The sequence below is a fragment of the Micromonospora aridisoli genome, assembly GCF_056150025.1.
Genome location: NZ_JAXCFK010000004.1, coordinates 177406 through 193459, shown reverse-complemented (window position 1 = coordinate 193459; position 16054 = coordinate 177406). Strand labels below are relative to the sequence as shown.

At 73.3% G+C, this 16054-nt stretch carries 17 protein-coding genes and 1 pseudogene; 4 read left to right on the top strand and 14 right to left on the bottom strand.

The features are described 5' to 3' along the window. Window positions 1–24 precede the first annotated feature (24 nt). A complete protein-coding gene (locus tag SM447_RS10320; protein ID WP_474572529.1) occupies window positions 25–1023 on the top strand; it encodes an RDD family protein in 999 nt (332 codons plus the stop codon). Continuing rightward, on the top strand, window positions 1020–2123 hold the full coding sequence (hisC, locus tag SM447_RS10315) for a histidinol-phosphate transaminase (protein ID WP_474572528.1): 1104 nt from the start codon (window positions 1020–1022) through the stop codon (window positions 2121–2123). Before SM447_RS10320 ends, hisC begins: the two co-directional genes overlap by 4 nt. A gap of 62 nt (window positions 2124–2185) precedes the next feature. On the opposite strand, the gene SM447_RS10310 is transcribed toward hisC, so the two are convergent. From SM447_RS10310 to SM447_RS10275, 8 genes are all read right to left on the bottom strand, one after another. Then, entirely contained in the window at window positions 2186–3256 is a 1071-nt protein-coding gene (locus tag SM447_RS10310; protein ID WP_474572527.1) for a hypothetical protein, read from the bottom strand. A 25-nt stretch (window positions 3257–3281) separates the two neighbouring features. After that, window positions 3282–3824 carry a hypothetical protein gene (locus SM447_RS10305; protein WP_474572526.1) on the bottom strand — a complete coding sequence of 181 codons (543 nt, stop codon included), beginning with the start codon at window positions 3822–3824 and terminating at the stop codon, window positions 3282–3284. A 60-nt stretch (window positions 3825–3884) separates the two neighbouring features. Then, window positions 3885–4421 (bottom strand): WxL domain-containing protein, encoded by a 537-nt coding sequence (locus SM447_RS10300; protein ID WP_474572525.1) that lies wholly within the window; start codon window positions 4419–4421, stop codon window positions 3885–3887. Window positions 4422–4483: 62 nt separating this feature from the next. Further along, window positions 4484–5734, bottom strand: coding sequence for an outer membrane protein assembly factor BamB family protein (locus tag SM447_RS10295; protein WP_474572524.1), 1251 nt, complete (start codon window positions 5732–5734; stop codon window positions 4484–4486). An 82-nt stretch (window positions 5735–5816) separates the two neighbouring features. Beyond that, window positions 5817–6287, bottom strand: coding sequence for an SRPBCC family protein (locus SM447_RS10290; protein WP_474572523.1), 471 nt, complete (start codon window positions 6285–6287; stop codon window positions 5817–5819). An 88-nt stretch (window positions 6288–6375) separates the two neighbouring features. Beyond that, window positions 6376–6585 (bottom strand): DUF397 domain-containing protein, encoded by a 210-nt coding sequence (locus SM447_RS10285; protein ID WP_474572522.1) that lies wholly within the window; start codon window positions 6583–6585, stop codon window positions 6376–6378. A 175-nt stretch (window positions 6586–6760) separates the two neighbouring features. Then, complete coding sequence (gene fahA / locus SM447_RS10280) at window positions 6761–7975, bottom strand: fumarylacetoacetase (protein WP_474572521.1); 1215 nt, start codon at window positions 7973–7975, stop codon at window positions 6761–6763. Continuing rightward, window positions 7972–8838, bottom strand: a complete 867-nt coding sequence (locus SM447_RS10275) for a hypothetical protein (RefSeq protein WP_474572520.1) — start codon at window positions 8836–8838, stop codon at window positions 7972–7974. The genes fahA and SM447_RS10275 overlap by 4 nt, the downstream gene beginning before the upstream one ends. A gap of 79 nt (window positions 8839–8917) precedes the next feature. Here SM447_RS10275 and SM447_RS10270 point away from each other — a divergent pair, with 79 nt between their 5' ends. Next, a complete protein-coding gene (locus SM447_RS10270) occupies window positions 8918–10084 on the top strand; it encodes a homogentisate 1,2-dioxygenase domain-containing protein (protein ID WP_474572519.1) in 1167 nt (388 codons plus the stop codon). Window positions 10085–10801: 717 nt separating this feature from the next. Here SM447_RS10270 and SM447_RS10265 read toward each other — a convergent pair. The 4 genes and pseudogenes from SM447_RS10265 to SM447_RS10250 form a co-directional block, all read right to left on the bottom strand. Next, window positions 10802–11428: pseudogene (locus SM447_RS10265) on the bottom strand (tetratricopeptide repeat protein); the annotation flags it as partial. A 10-nt stretch (window positions 11429–11438) separates the two neighbouring features. After that, complete coding sequence (gene ispF, locus SM447_RS10260) at window positions 11439–11924, bottom strand: 2-C-methyl-D-erythritol 2,4-cyclodiphosphate synthase (RefSeq protein ID WP_474572807.1); 486 nt, start codon at window positions 11922–11924, stop codon at window positions 11439–11441. Between the two features lie 13 nt (window positions 11925–11937). After that, on the bottom strand, window positions 11938–12633 hold the full coding sequence (gene ispD, locus SM447_RS10255) for a 2-C-methyl-D-erythritol 4-phosphate cytidylyltransferase (RefSeq protein WP_474572518.1): 696 nt from the start codon (window positions 12631–12633) through the stop codon (window positions 11938–11940). 54 nt (window positions 12634–12687) lie between these two features. Then, the gene (locus SM447_RS10250; RefSeq protein WP_007073334.1) at window positions 12688–13173 is read right to left on the bottom strand and encodes a CarD family transcriptional regulator; all 486 of its coding nucleotides are present in this window, start codon (window positions 13171–13173) and stop codon (window positions 12688–12690) included. A 372-nt stretch (window positions 13174–13545) separates the two neighbouring features. Here SM447_RS10250 and SM447_RS10245 point away from each other — a divergent pair, with 372 nt between their 5' ends. Beyond that, on the top strand, window positions 13546–14220 hold the full coding sequence (locus tag SM447_RS10245; RefSeq protein WP_474572517.1) for a hypothetical protein: 675 nt from the start codon (window positions 13546–13548) through the stop codon (window positions 14218–14220). Between the two features lie 73 nt (window positions 14221–14293). Here the strand turns inward: SM447_RS10245 and SM447_RS10240 are convergent, their stop codons facing one another. Then, window positions 14294–14902 carry a hypothetical protein gene (locus SM447_RS10240; RefSeq protein ID WP_474572516.1) on the bottom strand — a complete coding sequence of 203 codons (609 nt, stop codon included), beginning with the start codon at window positions 14900–14902 and terminating at the stop codon, window positions 14294–14296. A 26-nt stretch (window positions 14903–14928) separates the two neighbouring features. After that, entirely contained in the window at window positions 14929–15978 is a 1050-nt protein-coding gene (locus SM447_RS10235; RefSeq protein WP_474572515.1) for a type III polyketide synthase, read from the bottom strand. Window positions 15979–16054: the final 76 nt, after the last annotated feature.

Sequence of the window (16054 nt, the reverse complement as noted above, 5' to 3'; positions counted from 1 at the left end):
GACTGAGCGCAGCGAGGACGCGTCGTGAGCGTGGCACCCGGTTGGTACGTCGACCCCGCCGACCCGGAGACCCGCAGGTACTGGGACGGCGAGGGTTGGCTCGGCGCACCCATCCCGGTCGACGCGACACCGCCCGACGGCCCACCGCCTCCCGAGCCGGAGCCGGCACCGGAGCCGACATCTCCGGCGGCCACCTCGGCACCTCCCGCGCCCGGCCAACCCGCCGGCGGGTCCCAGGGCCCGTCGTCCGGCTGGCCGGGCGGCGAGGCACCGCCGCCGGGTCCACCGCAGGGTTGGCCCGGTGGCGGGGCACCGCCGCAGGGTTGGCCGGGCGGCGGGACGCCGCCACCGGGTGGGGTGCCCACCTGGCCGGCGGGGGACGCGCCGCAGGGGCCGCCACCCGGCTGGCCGTACCCGACCTGGCCGGGGCGCCCGCCGGCGCCGCGGCCGCACGGGATGCCGTTGGCCTCGTTCGGCGCCCGGCTCGGTGCCCGGCTGATTGACTTCGGCGTCGTCTTCGCGCTCAACGCCCTGGTGAACGGCTGGTTCGTCTGGCGCTACCTCCAGGAACTCTCCGCGCCGCTGAACGAGTTCTGGCGTCGGATGCAGGCCCAGGACCGCAGCACCGACCCGCTGCCCGCCGCCGGCGACCAGGCCGGCGCGCTGGTCGTGGTGATCCTGCTCATCGCCACCTCGCTCTGGCTGGCGTACGAGGTGCCGTCGATGGCCGCCAGCGGGCAGACCTTCGGCAAGCGGCTGCTGCGAGTCAGGGCGGTGCCGATCGAGGCGGACGCTCCACTGGGCTTCGGCCGGGCGCTGCGCCGCTGGAACACCCTCGGCCTGCCCACCCTGCTCTGGTACTGCTGCGGCTTTGGTCTGCTGCTCCAGCTGATCGACGCGCTCTCCCCGCTCTTCGACCACCCGCTGCGGCAGGCGCTGCACGACAAGCGGGCGCAGACCGTGGTGGTCCAGCTTCCCCGTACCCCCGACGACCGCGCCAACCCCCCGGGAGAGACCTCATGACCGACGACGGACGACACCAGCCGACGGTGCGGCTGACCCGCGCCGACCTGGACGCGCTGCCCAACTACGTGCCCGGCCGCAGCCCGGCCGACCTGGCCCGGGAGCTGGGTCTGCCGGAGGCCATCAAGCTGGCCAGCAACGAGGTGCCGTACGGCCCGCTGCCCGGAGTGGTGGAGGCGGTCGCCGAGGCCACCGCCGGGGTGCACCGCTATCCGGACATGGGCGTCGTCGCGCTCCGCCAGGCGCTCGCCGAGCGGTACGGGGTGGACGTCGACCGGGTGGCCACCGGCTGCGGGTCGGTGGCGTTGGCCGAGCACCTGGTGCGGGCCACCTGCCTGCCCGGCGACGAGCTCGTCTACTCGTGGCGCTCGTTCGAGGCGTACCCGATCATCGCGGCGACCAGCGGCGCGACCAGCGTGCAGGTGTCCAACGACGCCGGGCACGGGCACGACCTGACGGCGATGGCCGCGGCGGTGACCGACCGCACCCGCATGATCCTGGTCTGCAACCCCAACAACCCGACCGGCACCGCCGTGCGCCGCGCCGAACTGGACCGCTTCCTCGACGCCGTACCGGACGACGTGCTGGTGGTGATCGACGAGGCGTACCGGGAGTTCGTCACCGACCCGGAGGTGCCGGACGGGCTCAGCTACGCCGACCGGCCCAACGTGGCGGTGCTACGCACGCTCTCCAAGGCGTGGGGCCTGGCTGGTCTGCGGATCGGCTTCCTGGTCGCACAGCCACGCGTGGCGGCGGCGGTCCGCAAGGTCGTCACGCCGTTCTCCACGAGCATGGCTGCCCAGGCGGGCGCGTTGGCCGCGCTCGCCCAGGCCGACGAGGTACGGCGGCGGTGTGCGCTCGTGGTGGCCGAACGCGAACGCGTCAGCGAGGCTGTCAGCAAGCTCGTCGCCGGCGTCCCGGCCAGCCAGTCGAACTTCGTCTGGCTGCCGCTGGGCGACCGGTCGGTGGAGTTCGGCAAGGCGTGCGAGTCGCGGGGCGTGATCGTGCGTCCGTTCCCCGGCGACGGGGTGCGGGTCACCATCGGCACCCCGGCCGAGAACGACGCCTTCCTGGCGGCGGCCGAGGCCGCGCTGGGCTGAGCCGTCCCGTCGAGCCGTACCGGGCCGGTCCGCCATCCCCCAGCGGACCGGCCCGGAGTCTGCTACCCCTCCGGCACCGGCTCCCGGTGCCGGGCCCGCCGCCGGTAGGCGAAGCCGACCAGCAGCGCCAGCACCAGCCCCGAGGCGACCAGTCCGCCGGTCAGCACCGCGCTGGACCGGTCGGTGTCGACCGCCGCCGGGACGGTCGTGCCGCCGAAGCTGACCGTGCCGCTGGCGCTGCGCTTGGTCCAGCCGCTGGCCAGGTCGAGCTGCGCGGACCAGGGCCCGTCCGGCAGGCGGCGGTCCAGCGCGACCCGGAAGGTGGTGCTGCCGCCGAGGGGCAGCGTCCTGGCCTCGACCCGGACGGGTTCGCTGGACAGGCCACCCGGTCCGTCGGTGAGCCGGAGTTCACCGCCCAGGTCGAGGGCCCGTTGACCGGTGTTGCGCACCTCCGTCGTCACCACCGGCGTACCGTCGGCCTCCCGCAGGCCGGTCAGCGGCCCGATCTCGAAGCCGGAGGGTGGTTCCCCGCCCGGACCCACCGAGAGGTAGACGCGGATGCCGGCCCGCCCCACGTTGCGGACCTGCTGGCCGTCCGTGCCGGAGATCTCGGCCCAGATGACGGCGTACCGCTCCCCGGCTTCGGCGTCGCGCGGCACCCGGAGGGTGACCAACGCCTCCGCCTCCTCACCGGCGGCGAGTGCCTCCTCACCGGGCTCCACCCGGATCCAGCTGCTCAGCTCGTTCTCGGTCCGGTCCGGCGCGAGGACGAAGCCGTTCTGGTCGACGGCGGCGGCCGCCGCGTAGAGGGACACCTTCCGCTGGATCTCCGAGGTGTTCTCGACCATGATGCGTCGCTTGATCGTGGTGCCGGGCTTGACGTGGTCGACGATGTACTTGTGCGCCCGGGTGTCGTCGCGGCGGTTCACCGGCGCGTCGAGCAGACGTACCCCGACGGAGACGGTCGGGCCGCTGGGAGCCGGTGTCTGGCTCGGCTTCGGCGGCCTGGACCGCTCGGCCGGCAGGTCGACGACGTCGGGCGGAGCCGGTTCGACGCGCGCGGCCGCCCGGGGGCCCGGCACCGCACCGGGCGCGGCCGACGCCGGTGCCCCGGCCGTGACGAGGACGGTCACGGCCAGGGCGAGGGCGCTGGCGCGGTCATGCCACCGAATGGGTGATCACCCCCGTGTAGGTGCCGCCCACCGCACCCCCCGGAATGGTGATCCGGATGTCCGGTGCCCAGGTCGCGGTGTTGTTGCCGCTGCCGGAGGTCTTCGAGAACGCCACCCGGGGCAGGTTCAGGGTCACCGCGTCGCTCTGGGTGGGCTGGCCGGGCACGAAGGTGCCGTCGCCGGTGGTCGAGATCGCGCCACCGGACCAGTACTCCGCCAGGTTCGGCAGGATCGTCTCCGGCCCGGTGCCCGAACCGGTGGTGAAGGCGCTGCTGGTCACCGTGGCCGTCCAGGTGGCGTTGAGCGCCGATCGGCTGTCGGTGACCGTGACGTTGCCGATCTCACCGGTGATGGTGGAGCCGGCGAACGCCGCGCCGAGGTTCACCGACGGCGGGACGGAGATGTCCAGGTTGGCGGTGGAGACCGTGAAGGTCACGATCGTGTCGCCGGACGGCGCGGCGGCGGCGGGGGCCGCCAGGGCCACCACGGTGGCCGCGGCGGCGGTCAGGGTAAGAAGTGGCTTCCTCATGGCGATGACGCTAGAGCGGACACTCGGCACAAGCGCGGCCACTTCGGACAAAATCACTCATCAGGCGACGGAGTGCGTGATCCTGCCGCTGTACGTGCCGGCGACGATCCCGCTCGGCACCACGATCCGGACGCTCGGGTTCCAGGCGACCCGGTTGTTGCCGTTGCCGGAGGTCTTCCGGAACGCCTCCCTGGTCACGTTCAACGCCACCGCCTGGGCCTGGGTGGGCTGACCGGGCACCAGCGTGCCACCACCGGTGCTCTGCACGGTCGGCCCGGACCAGTAGAAGACCGAGGCGTTGGAGATGGTCCGCTGCGCTCCACCAGCACCGGTGATGAAGACGGTGGCGGAGACGGTCGCCACCCAGGCGTTCGGGTTGACCGGGCCACGGACGTCCGTCACCTCGACCCGCCCCAGCGGGCCGGTCAGCACCCCGCCGGTGAAGGCGGTGCCGAGGTTGACCGCCGCCGGCACGGTGATGTCCACCCCTTCGGTCTTGGCCAACCGGACGGTCCGACCGGTCGGGGCGGTGGCCTCCGCCGGGGAGGCGACGACGAGGACGACGATCACGCCCACCAGGGCTGCCAGGAGTCGCACAGTGGGACTATAAGTAACTTATGTCCGTTTTGTCGAGCCGACGGTCTGGCGGGTCGCGTCCCTCAGGTCGCGGCGATGACCAGCGTCTCGGCGGTCAGGTAGTACCGCTGGTCGTCCCCGTCCGGATCGACCGGGCGGCGCAGTCGCTCGACCACCACGTACCCGTCCGCCGCGTACGCGGCACCCGGTGCCCACCCGGTGCCGTCGGAGCCGACGTTGAGCACGAACCGGGACAGCTGCGCACCGGTGCCCGGGTCGAACGTGACGAGTTCGTTCTCCTCGGTCAGGACGTGCACCCGGCCGGGCTGCCCGGCAAGCAGGCGGCCGGGGCCGACGACGACCCGCCACCGTTGCGCGCCGTCCGGGACGGAGCGTCCGGTCAGCACCCCGTCCACCAGGCTCACCGCAGTCCCGTCCACCAGTTCGACACCGGGACCGTCCAAAGCCGGTGCCGGCACCGGCTCCCCCGGGCCGAGCAGCCAACCCAGAGCCGAATCGCCCCCGGCCGGCACGGTCCGCAGCGCGGCGCAGCCGGCACCGTCCGAGCCGCAGCCGACCAACGTCGCCGCCAGCTCGTCCGCGCCGCCGGGCGGCCGCCACCGCGTATCCACCACGCCGGTCGCGGCGTCGCGGAACTCGATCACCGCCGGCCCGTCGCAGTCGTCCACGGTGAGCAGGTGGCCCCCGGTGCTGACGCCGATCGGCTCGCGGCAGCCGGCACCCACCGGCACGCCCCACAACCGTCGGCCGTCGGCCAGGTCGACCGCCCGGACCTCACCGTCACCGGAGGTGACCACCACGTCACGGCCGTCGGCGACCCGGCTCACCGAGAGTCCACCGGGCCGCCAGACAACCGCCGCGCCGGTACGCCGGGTCACGCGCTCCCGCTCCGGCTCCGGCCCCTCCGCCCGCCACACCACCCGACCGGTACGCGCGTCGAGCGCCACCAACCGGCCGTCCGACCACCGGGTCACCACGGTCGTCCCGCTCGCCACCACCGCGTCCAGGCTCGCCGGCCAACGCCGGTAGGACCAGTAGGGCGTGCTGCGGTACCGCCCGTCGGCGGGCTGGTCGGCGTACACCTGTCGAGGTGCGGCGTAGACCCGCAGCCGGCCGTCCACGATGAGCGGCGCGACCGGCAGCCGACCGACCACGCCCGCCTCCGGGGCGGGCAACGCCGGATAGTCACCACGGGCGGTGGTGCTGACCTCGGCAGGGGCCAGGACGCGGTACCCGACGACCGCGACCGTCACCGCGACGGTCGCCGCCGTCAGCGCCGCCACGATCCGCCGCCGGCCCGTCGCCCACCCCATGCCGCACCTCCGCACGGCACCCTACCCACCGGCCACGGGCGTCGCGCCGGGCGGGCGAGCATCGGAGGGTACGGGCGGCTGCTCAGGCGACCTCGGGGTGACGGCCGCTGGCCGCAGCGGCCAGGGCCGCGATGTCCTGCCGCAGGACCTTCTCCGCGGCGCGTACGGCCAGCCCGCCCAGCAGCAACGCGAGCGCCCGCCCGGAGGTCGCCGCCGGTTGCGCCCGCACCGTCACCGTCACGGCGGCGTAGCGGCGGCGACGGCGGCGCACGTCACGCAGGGTCCAGGTGATCCGGTAGTCGACGCCGTCACCGGAAGAGCCGAGCACCAGCCGCCGAGGCGGCTCCACCACCAGCACGACGTACTCCTCGGCCAGCGTGTCGCCGTCCGGGCGGGTACGCACCTCGCGCCAGGACGTGCCCGGGCCGAACGGCCCCGGCGTCAGCAACTGCACCGGACCACCGCCGGGGGTACGCCGGGGCAGCTCGGTGAGCACGCGCCAGAGGTCGGCCGCAGGCGCCGCGACCAGTCCGTGGACCGCAACAGTCGACATGCCACCTCCCGTGGCACAGACGGTACGCGGCGTGAGCGCGGCTCGGGGTCCCCGAGCGGAGAATCCTCCCCCGGAGACCCCACGGGCGTCAGCCGGAGAACCGCCCCGCCCGGATCGCATCCACGAACGCGGTCCAGCCCGGCGGGCTCACCACCAGCACCGGCCCGGCCTGGTCCTTGGAGTCGCGTACGCCCACCACACCGTGGACCCGGGCCAGATTGTCGGCCACCTCCACGCAGAGGCCCTGGTCGTTGGAGCGGCTGCTGGTGCGCCAGACCGCGCCCACGAGATCGTGCATCGTCGTCATCTCCCTCGGTTTTCGACGTGCCGCCGCCCGGCGCCGGGCCGACCGGAACGGGGGGCACCGGGCGGCCCGGCGCGGCGTGGCGACGGAATTCCGAGGCGATCAACGAAGACGGTGACGGTCCTTGATCGCACAGCGGGTGCGATCAAGGACCGGTGTCGGGTTCAGGTCAGTACGCAGGCAGAACGGTGCCCGTCACCTCGCCCAACGTGAGGGTGGTGCCGTCCGGCCCCGGCGCGGTGGCGGTGATCGTCACGGTGTCGCCGTCGGCGAGGAAGCTGCGTTCCACCCCGCCCACGGTGACCGGCTCGGTGCCGCCCCAGCTGAGTTCCAGGAACGAGCCGACCTGGTCCCGCCGGGGTCCCGAGACGGTGCCGGAGGCGTAGAGGTCGCCGGTGCGCAGCGAGGCGCCGTTGACGGTCAGGTGCGCCAGTTGCTGGGCCGGTGTCCAGTACATGCCGGCGAAGGGCGGCTCGCTGACCGCCTCCCCGTTCCAGAGCACCCGCAGTCGCAGGTCCAGCCCCAGGTGCGGCTCGTCCCGCAGGTAGTCGGCCACCGGCGGATCCTGGGCCGGGGCGGCCACGAACGCGTGCCGCAGCGCGTCCAGCGGGGTGATCCAGGCGGCGACCGAGGTGGCGAACGACTTGCCCAGGAACGGCCCGAGTGGCTGGTACTCCCATGCCTGGATGTCCCGTGCCGACCAGTCGTTGACCAGCACGACACCGAAGACGTGGTCGGCGAAGTCGGCGGCGGCGACCCGGCGGCCCAACGGACTCGGTACGCCGACCACGAAGCCGACCTCGGCCTCGATGTCCAGGCGCGCGGAGGGGCCGAACACCGGACCCTCGGGGCTGGGTCGCTGTCCCTGCGGACGCACCACCGGGGTGCCGGAGACCACCACCGTGCCGGCCCGACCGTGGTAGCCGATCGGCAGGTGCTTCCAGTTCGGCAGCAGCGGTGGCTGGCCGGGCCGGAAGATCAGGCCGACGTTCGACGCGTGATGTTCCGAGGAGTAGAAGTCGACGTAGTCGGCCACCTCGAAGGGAAGCTCCATCCGCACCTCGTCGACGGGCACCAGCAGCGGCTCCACCGCGGCCCGGTGCGTCGGGTCGGTGAGCAGCTCGGTGATCCGTTCGCGTACCGAGATCCACTGCGGACGACCCAGCGCCAGGAACGCGTTGAGCGTCGACCGGCACAGCGCCCCACCGGCCAGCACCAGCTCGGCTGCCTCCGCACCGGCCAGGTCCAGCACAAGATCACCGATCCGTACGCCGATGCGCGGCTCGCCGTCGCCCACCCGGAACACCCCGTACGGCAGGTGGTGCACGCCGTAGCCGGAATCCTCCGCGCCGCTCACCCAGCTCGCTGGCTGACGCTCGCTCATGCCTCGAAGCCTCCGTTCACCAGCCCAAGCCGGATCAGATCGGTCAGTGGTTCCACGATGCTGCACGATCCGAACCCCACCCAGAGCGGACGCTCCGCCTGGTGCCGGCCGTCGACCGCCTGCACCAGCGGCCGTTCGTCGCGTACGGTGAGCAACTCGGCGACGGCACCGACGGTCGCGCCGTCGGCGGCGGCCAGGGTCGCGGCGAGCACGTTGCCGAACCCGTGGTGGGTGAAGCCGGTCTCCGGGTCCACGTGCCGCACCGCGTGGTGCAGCCCGGCGGTCAGCTTGAACGGCAGCTCCCGGTCCCGGCAGGCGCAGATCACGGCGGCCAGCTCGGCCGGCGTCGGGAACAGTTCGGCGGCCAGCCCGCCGGTACGGAACTTGGCGGCGACCGGCACCCCACGGGCCCGCGCGTCGGCGAGCGCGTCCAGCGCGCCCATCAGCCCGAAGGTCAGCGGAATCTCCGCGTAGACGGGGACCCCGTCCAGCCGCTCGGCGAACTTCACCAGCTCGGCCAGTCCCGGTTGCGGATCCTCGCCACGGCGGGCGACCGGCGCCTCGACCTGCCGCGCCGTCACCCCGAGCGGAGGCAGGAACGACAGCGCGAGGGGCAGCCGGTCGAGCCCGGTGTCGCCGATCAGCCCGATGGCGAGGTGCTCGTCGGGGTCGACCAGGCCGCTCAGCCCACCCGCCGTGATCGCCGACGCGGGCAGCAGCAGCGGGCCGACCAGGTCGGCGTACCAGGCGGCGCGGTGCCGCCGATGAGCGGCGACGGCATCGGGCAACGGCGCGCTGCCCGGCGGAAAGACTGCGGCGTCGTCGACCAGACCGGCGACGAGTGTGGGCGGCTGCGTTGACACGAGACAAGAATGTACGGGACGCTTCAAGAAGCGGACAACAGCGTCCGATTATCGGACGCGGAGCGGACCGGGAGGCGACATGCCGTACTACCGCAGCGTCGGCGAGCTGCCACGCAAGCGCCACACCCAGTTCCGGCAGCCGGACGGCAGCCTCTACACCGAGGAGCTGATGGGCCAGGAGGGCTTCTCGTCCGACTCGTCCCTGCTCTACCACCGGTACGCCCCCACCGCGATCGTCGCCGCCGAGGAGTTCACCCCGCCGGCCCTGACCCGGGTGCCCAACCTGCCGCTCAAGCCCCGGCACCTGCGTACCCACAAGCTCGACGGGACCGGTGCCGACCCGGTCCTCGGCCGGCGGTACCTGCTCGCCAACGACGACGTGCGGATCGCCTACGTGCTGGCGGACCGCCCGTCCCCGCTCTTCCGCGACGCCACCGGCGACCACTGCCTCTACGTCGAGGCGGGCACCCTGCGGGTCGAGTCGACGTTCGGCGTACTCGACGCGGTGCCCGGCGACTACGTGATCATCCCGACCTCGACGGTGCACCGCCTGGTGCCCACCGGCGACGCCCCGACACGGCTGCTCGCCGTCGAGGCGTCCGGGCACATCGGCCCGCCCAAGCGCTACCTCTCCGTACGCGGCCAGTTCCTGGAGCACTCGCCGTACTGCGAGCGCGACGTCCGGGGACCCGACGCACCGCTGCTCGTCGACGGCACCGACGTCGAGGTGCTGGTGCGCCACCGGCGCGGCTGGACCCGCCACGTGTACGCCAACCACCCGTTCGATGTGGTCGGCTGGGACGGGCACCTCTACCCGTGGGCGTTCTCCATCCACGACTTCGAGCCGATCACCGGCCGGATCCACCAGCCGCCACCGGTGCACCAGACCTTCGCCGGCCCGAACTTCGTGATCTGCTCGTTCGTGCCGCGCAAGGTCGACTACCACCCGGACGCCATCCCGGTGCCGTACCACCACCACAACGTGGACTCCGACGAGATGCTCTTCTACACCGGGGGCAACTACGAGGCCCGGCGCGGCTCCGGCATCGAGCAGGGCTCGATCTCGCTGCACCCGTCCGGCTTCACACACGGCCCGCAGCCCGGCGCGGCGGAACGCTCCATCGGGGTGGACTTCTTCGACGAGCTGGCGGTCATGGTCGACACCTTCCGCCCCCTCGATCTCTGCGACGCGGCGAGCGAATGCGAGGACGACGCGTACGCCTGGACCTGGGCCCGCCGTCCCTGAGCCGCGGACGCCCCGACAACGGGCGGCTCAGGCAACCGGCCGGCCGACGATCGCCAGCTGGGCGGCCGTGGCGACCGCGATGGCCAGGACCAGCGGCCACGCGGTGCCGAGCAGGGCGTAGAGCAGGATCAGCGCGGGTGCGGCCGTGGCGGCGTACACGGCCAGGGCGAGCGGGCGGTCGGTACGTCGCAGGACGGGCAGGACGGTGCGGTTCAACCCGGGCAGCCGGGACGCGTGCTGCCAGAGCACGATGCCACCGCCAACGGCCGCCACCACCGCCAGCAGCCGGGATAGTCCGGCGCCGGTGGCGGCCGAACAGGCGACCACGATGGCGGCGACGATGGACCAGCCGGTACCCCACAGCACGAACTGCCGAAGTGCCGCCGGCACCGGCTGACGTGCGACGACCGGACCGGTGCCGGCCTGTTCCGGACCGGCCGGCCAGGTCTCGTCGGACCCTGACCGCTGCCGCCCCCGGACGTGTTCGGGCGGCTGCCCGCCGGTGGGCAGGTCCGCTCCCTGAGCCGGCCAGCCCGGACGCTCCTCCCCGGGGCCGGCCGCGGGCCGGCCGGGGTCGAAAGGGCCCGCCGACGGGCGCTCCGGCTCGTCCTGGGCCCCGTCCGGTCGGCTCGACTCGTCACTGCTCTCGTCGCGTCGGTCCGACCCGTCCCGACCCTCATCGGGCCGACGCGGATCCGACGGGGGAAGGCCCGCCACCGCCGCTTCGGCCAGGCGCTCCAGCGCCGCGGTCCACCGCCGCTGCTCCAGCCGCAGCACCCCGACGTCGTCGCCCGCCTCCGCCAGCCGTGGATCCAGCCGCAACGCCTCCCGGTAGGCCCGCTCGGCCAGGTCGTACATCTGCATGTTCGCCGCGACCAGGCCCAGCACCAGGTGGCCCTGCGGATCCTCGGGCGCCAGCTCCACCCCGTGCCAGGCCGCGTTCAACGCCGGCTGGCCGTTGCGGGAACCGGCCAGGATCGCCGCCCCGCTGCGCTGGGCGTACGGGTCCTGCGGCCCGAGGGCCAGGATCTCGTCGGCGGTACGGGCGGCCTCGGCGTACCGTTCCAGGTCGCCGAGGGCCAACCCACGGGCGACCAGCGGCGGCACCTGCCCCGGCGCGGCGGCCACCGCGGCCTCGGCAGCGGCGAGCGCCTCGGCGGGGCGGCCGGCGGCCAGTTGGACCCGGGCCAGCATGGTCGACACCTCGACGGCGGACGGGTCCAGGGCCAACGCGAAGCCCAGCTCGGCCACGGCCTCGTCGTAGCGGCCCAACTCGGCGAGGAGCGTGGCGCGTTCGAGGTAGCCGTCGGCGGCGGGCGGGTCGGTGGGGACGTCGGCGGACATCGCGGCGAGCCTAGGCGCTCGGCTGCTCGTACACCAGGGCGACCGCGACCCCGGCGAGCCCCTCGCCGCGCCCGGTGAAGCCCAGGCCGTCGGTGGTGGCGGCGGAGACGGTGACCGGCGCGCCGACGGCCTCCGACAGCACCTGCTCTGCCTCCTCCCGACGCGGGCCGATCTTCGGGCGAAGCCCCACCACCTGCACCGACACGTTGCCGATGGCGAAGCCGGCGGAACGTACCCGGCGGGCCGTCTCGACCAGCAGGGCGACCCCGCTCGCCCCGGCCCACTCGGGCTGACCCACCCCGAAATTCGCCCCGAGGTCGCCGAGACCGGCGGCGGAGAGCAGCGCGTTGCAGGCGGCGTGCGCGGCCACGTCCGCGTCCGAGTGCCCGGCCAGGCCGTCCTGATCCGGCCAGTGCAGACCCGCCACCCAGCACGGCCGGCCGGGTTCGAAGGCGTGCACGTCGGTCCCGATGGCCACCCGAGGAACGATCATGATCCGAGGGTACGCGCTACCGCCCGGCAGCCAGCAGGTGCTCGGCCAGCGCCAGGTCGAACGGTCTGGTGATCTTCAGGGCGTGTTCCGAGCCCGGTACGCAGTGCACCGGCACGCCCAGCTTCTCCACCAGCCCGGCGTCGTCGGTGAGAGCGTCGGCGGCAGCGGCGTGCGCGGCCGTCAGCACCGACCGCCGGAAGCCCTGCGGAGTCTGCACGGCGCGCAACGCGGCCCGGTCGACGGTGCCGAGCACCATCTCCTCGGCGTCGACCTCCTTGATCGTGTCCACGACCGGCAGGACCGGGATCACCGCGTCGTGACCCGCCCGGACCGCGGCGGCCACCGACTCCACCAGCGCGGGCGGGGTCAACGCGCGGGCCGCGTCGTGCACCAGGATGATCTCCGGACCGGCGGGTACCGCCGCGAGCGCTGCGGCCACCGATGCCTGACGTTCCGCCCCGCCGGGCACCACCGTCACCGGGGCGATCGGCGCCAGCAGCTCACGCACGGCCGGGACCTCGGCGACCGGGGCGGCCACCACGATGCTCTGCACCGGTGCGGCGGCGGCCAACCGACGGACCGCGTGCACCAGCAGCGGCTCACCCGCCAGCAGCCGCAGGGCCTTGGGTCGGCCGGGCCCGAGGCGTACGCCGGCACCGGCCGCAGGCACGAGGACCGCGACGTCACCGCGCGGATTGAGCTGCGCGGTCACGTCGCGGTCCTCGGGTTTGTTCGCTACGAATCGGGTACGACGATGCTGTGCGGACTAGGCCTCGGTCAGCACCTTGTCGAGCAGCGTCTCCGCTTCGTCCTTGGTGCTCTTCTCCGCCAGCGCCACCTCGCCGACGAGAATGTCGCGGGCCTTGGCGAGCATCCGCTTCTCGCCCGCGGACAGCCCCCGCTCCCGCTCGCGACGCCACAGGTCACGAACGACCTCTGCCACCTTCAGCGGGTTGCCGGAGGCCAACTTCTCCAGATTCGCCTTGTAACGCCGCGACCAGTTGGTCGGCTCCTCGGTGTGCGGAGCCCGGAGAACGTCGAAGACCTTGCCGAGGCCCTCTTCGCCAACCACCTCGCGCACACCCACGATCTCGGCGTTCTCAGCCGGTACCCGGACCGTCAGGTCACCCTGCGCGACCCTCAGGACGAGGTACTGCTTGGGCTCGCCCTTGATGACCCGAGTCTCGATTGCCTCGATGAGTGCGGCCCCGTGGTGGGGGTAAACAACGGTCTCGCCGACACTGAAAACCATAGGTTCGAAACCCCTTTCGCTGTGTCTAGGGTAACACGCTCAGGCACCGATGTCTCACCGCTGTCCTGACCGTTGGCGCAGCTCAGGGGCCCTGTGAGAGGTATTTCTTCGGCTTGACAGACCACCCAGTCGATGATTTGAACACGCTCGGTAACCTAGGGATGACCCCCGGACACCACCGCCGTGGACGTGAAGATCCGGAAGCACACGCACCGAGGCCCCGTAACGCACATGCTGGAGATCAGGGGCTACGCACCCGTCCCATGGTATCCCGCCGCAGCCCGACGCGGGCAGCGGTAGCGGTACCCGGCCAGGTGCGAGACGCTGGAGGGGTGCCCCGTCCGCGCACCCGTGAAGTTCCAGGGGGTCGTAATGGGCAAGGCTGACGCCGACGGCCCCGGGCTGCCAGACCTGCCTCCCGAGTGGGGCCGGGTGGTCATCCCGGACGACATCTCGGCCCTGGCCGACGAGGTCGAACAGATCCGTCGCGAGTTGCGGCGACCACGGACCGCCGGCCACCGTCGTTGGCGCCCGCCTGCCGGACCGGTGATCGTGCTGATCGTCGCCGTCCTGACCACCATCGCCGGCCTGGCCGCCGTCACCTGGCCCAGGGCCGGCCGGACCGGACCGTCCCCCGGCACACCCGATCCGGCACCGGCCCAGCTGACCGGACGCCCGTTGCCCGCGCTGGACCTGGTCGACGGCGGGCAGGCCCCGGTGCCGCTGCGCGGACTGCTGCCGGTCGTGGTGCTGCTGGTGGACGGCTGCGCCTGCCCCGAGCAGGTCATCGAGGCGGCGACGACGGTACCGGCCGGGGTGACCGTGGCCACGGTCAGCGGCACCCGACCACGGGCCGCGCCGGCCGGCACCCAGGTCCGCGCCCTCGCCGACCCCGCCGGCGGCCTGCGCACGTTCCTGCACCTGCCACCCAGCCAGGACGGGGTGACCGCCCTGCTCGCCGACCGCTCCGGCCGGATCACCCTGGTGGTACCCAAGGTCGTTTCGATCGCCGACCACCACGCCGAACTCGCCCGACTGGCCGACTGAACCACCCGTGCGAGACACCCGGCGACGCCGAGGGACGCGACGTCGGCAGGCCGGGTGGGGACGACGGTACGACTCAGCGCAGGGCGATCAGCCGGGCCTCGACCTGGACCGGCTGTGACCCGGCCGGCGAGAACGACAACCGCGCCGGCCCGCCGGTGCCGGTGATCTCCATCAGCACCAGCCCGCCGTCGCAGCCCACCGTCATCGGGGCCGCCGAGCGGGCACCGCTGACGGCCACCAGCAGCTCACCGGGACCGGTACAGCTGAGGCGCAGCAGGTGCCGTTCGCCGTGCCCGATCCGGGTCTGCCGGACGACGGCTCCACCGGAACTGAGCCTCGCCGACTCGGTCCAGACCACCTCGGCCCCGCTCACTCGCCACCCCCCGGGTGCGGTGGCCCCGGTGACCGCGGGTTCCACGGGCCCCCCGCCTGGGATCACCGCGCCGGTGCGGGCGTCGACCAGGACGGAGGAGGAGGCACTGGGAAGCTCCGGCACCCACTCGCCGGTGACCGGGTTCTCCCGCCAGTAGGCGGCGACCGACGACCCCTCCGAGGCGGTGCCGGTCGGTGCCGTCGGAGTGGGTGCCTGCGCCCGCCACCACCAACCGCCGAGAGCCAGCGCCGCCACACCCACGGCAGCCAACAGCGCCCCCCGTAGCCGATGGCTGGCATCGACATCCATCCCTCAAGGGTAGCTCGGTCGGCTGCTCAGACCTCGCGTTCCAGCAGTGCGGCGTAGAGCGTCAGACCAGGACCGAAGGCCAGCATCACCACCCGGCGCGGGGTCGGTGCCGACCGGAACAGGCGGTCGAGGATCAGCAGCACCGTCGGGGAGGAACAGTTGCCGTTCTCGTTCAGCGTCTCCCGGGACGCGGCCAATGCCGCAGGTGCCAAGCCGAGCTCACGCTCCACCACGTTGAGGATGCGGGGCCCGCCCGGATGGACGGCCCAGCCGTCCACCTCGGAGAGGCGGGTGCCGTGCCGGGCCAGCACCTCGTCGACCAGACCCCGGACGTGGGCCGACAGCACCTGCGGCACCTTCGGCGACAGTCCCATCCGGAACCCGGTGTCGGTCACCTCCCAGGTCATGTGATCGGCGGTCGAGGTGTCCGTCACCGAAGCCACCTCACGCACCGCGTACCCCCGGCCGCCCGGTACGACCACCGCGGCGACCGCGGCGTCGGAGAAGAGCGCATGGGAGACGATCTGCTGGGTGTCCATCCGCGCCGAGGACGGTTGCAGGTGCAGGCTGGTCAGCTCGGCGCAGAGCAGCAGCGCCGGACGCCCTCGTGCGGTGACGAAGTCACCCACCGCGCCCAGCCCGGGCAGGGCCGCGTAGCAACCCATGTGGCCGACGAACATCCGCTGGGTCGCCGGCGCCATGCCCAGGTCCCGGGCGAGCAGGATGTCCAGCCCCGGTGTGGCGTACCCGGTGCACGAGCAGACGACGAAGAGCCCGACGTCACGGGCGTCCAGCCCGGCCGCGGTCAACGCCCGGCCGACCGCCTCCTTGCCCAGCGGCAGCGCCTCGACCTGGTAGCGGAGCATCCGCCGCTCGGTCGGCCAGTCGGAGACGTCCTCGAGCAGCGGATTCACCGCCGCCTGCCGCCTGGTCACCCCCGAATTCGCGAAGATCCGCTCGGCCAGCGCCCGGGTGGAGCCGGAGAAATGGTGGGAGAAGAACCTCTCCCACAGCTCCCGCTGGTCAGCCGAGGGCGGATGTGCCGTGCCCAGGCCCGCGATCACCGGTACGGACACGGTCCCACCTTCCTCTCGCAAGCTCACTCCTCACGCTCACCCGTCCCGCCCTCGTTCACGACTGCGGGGCTCGCAA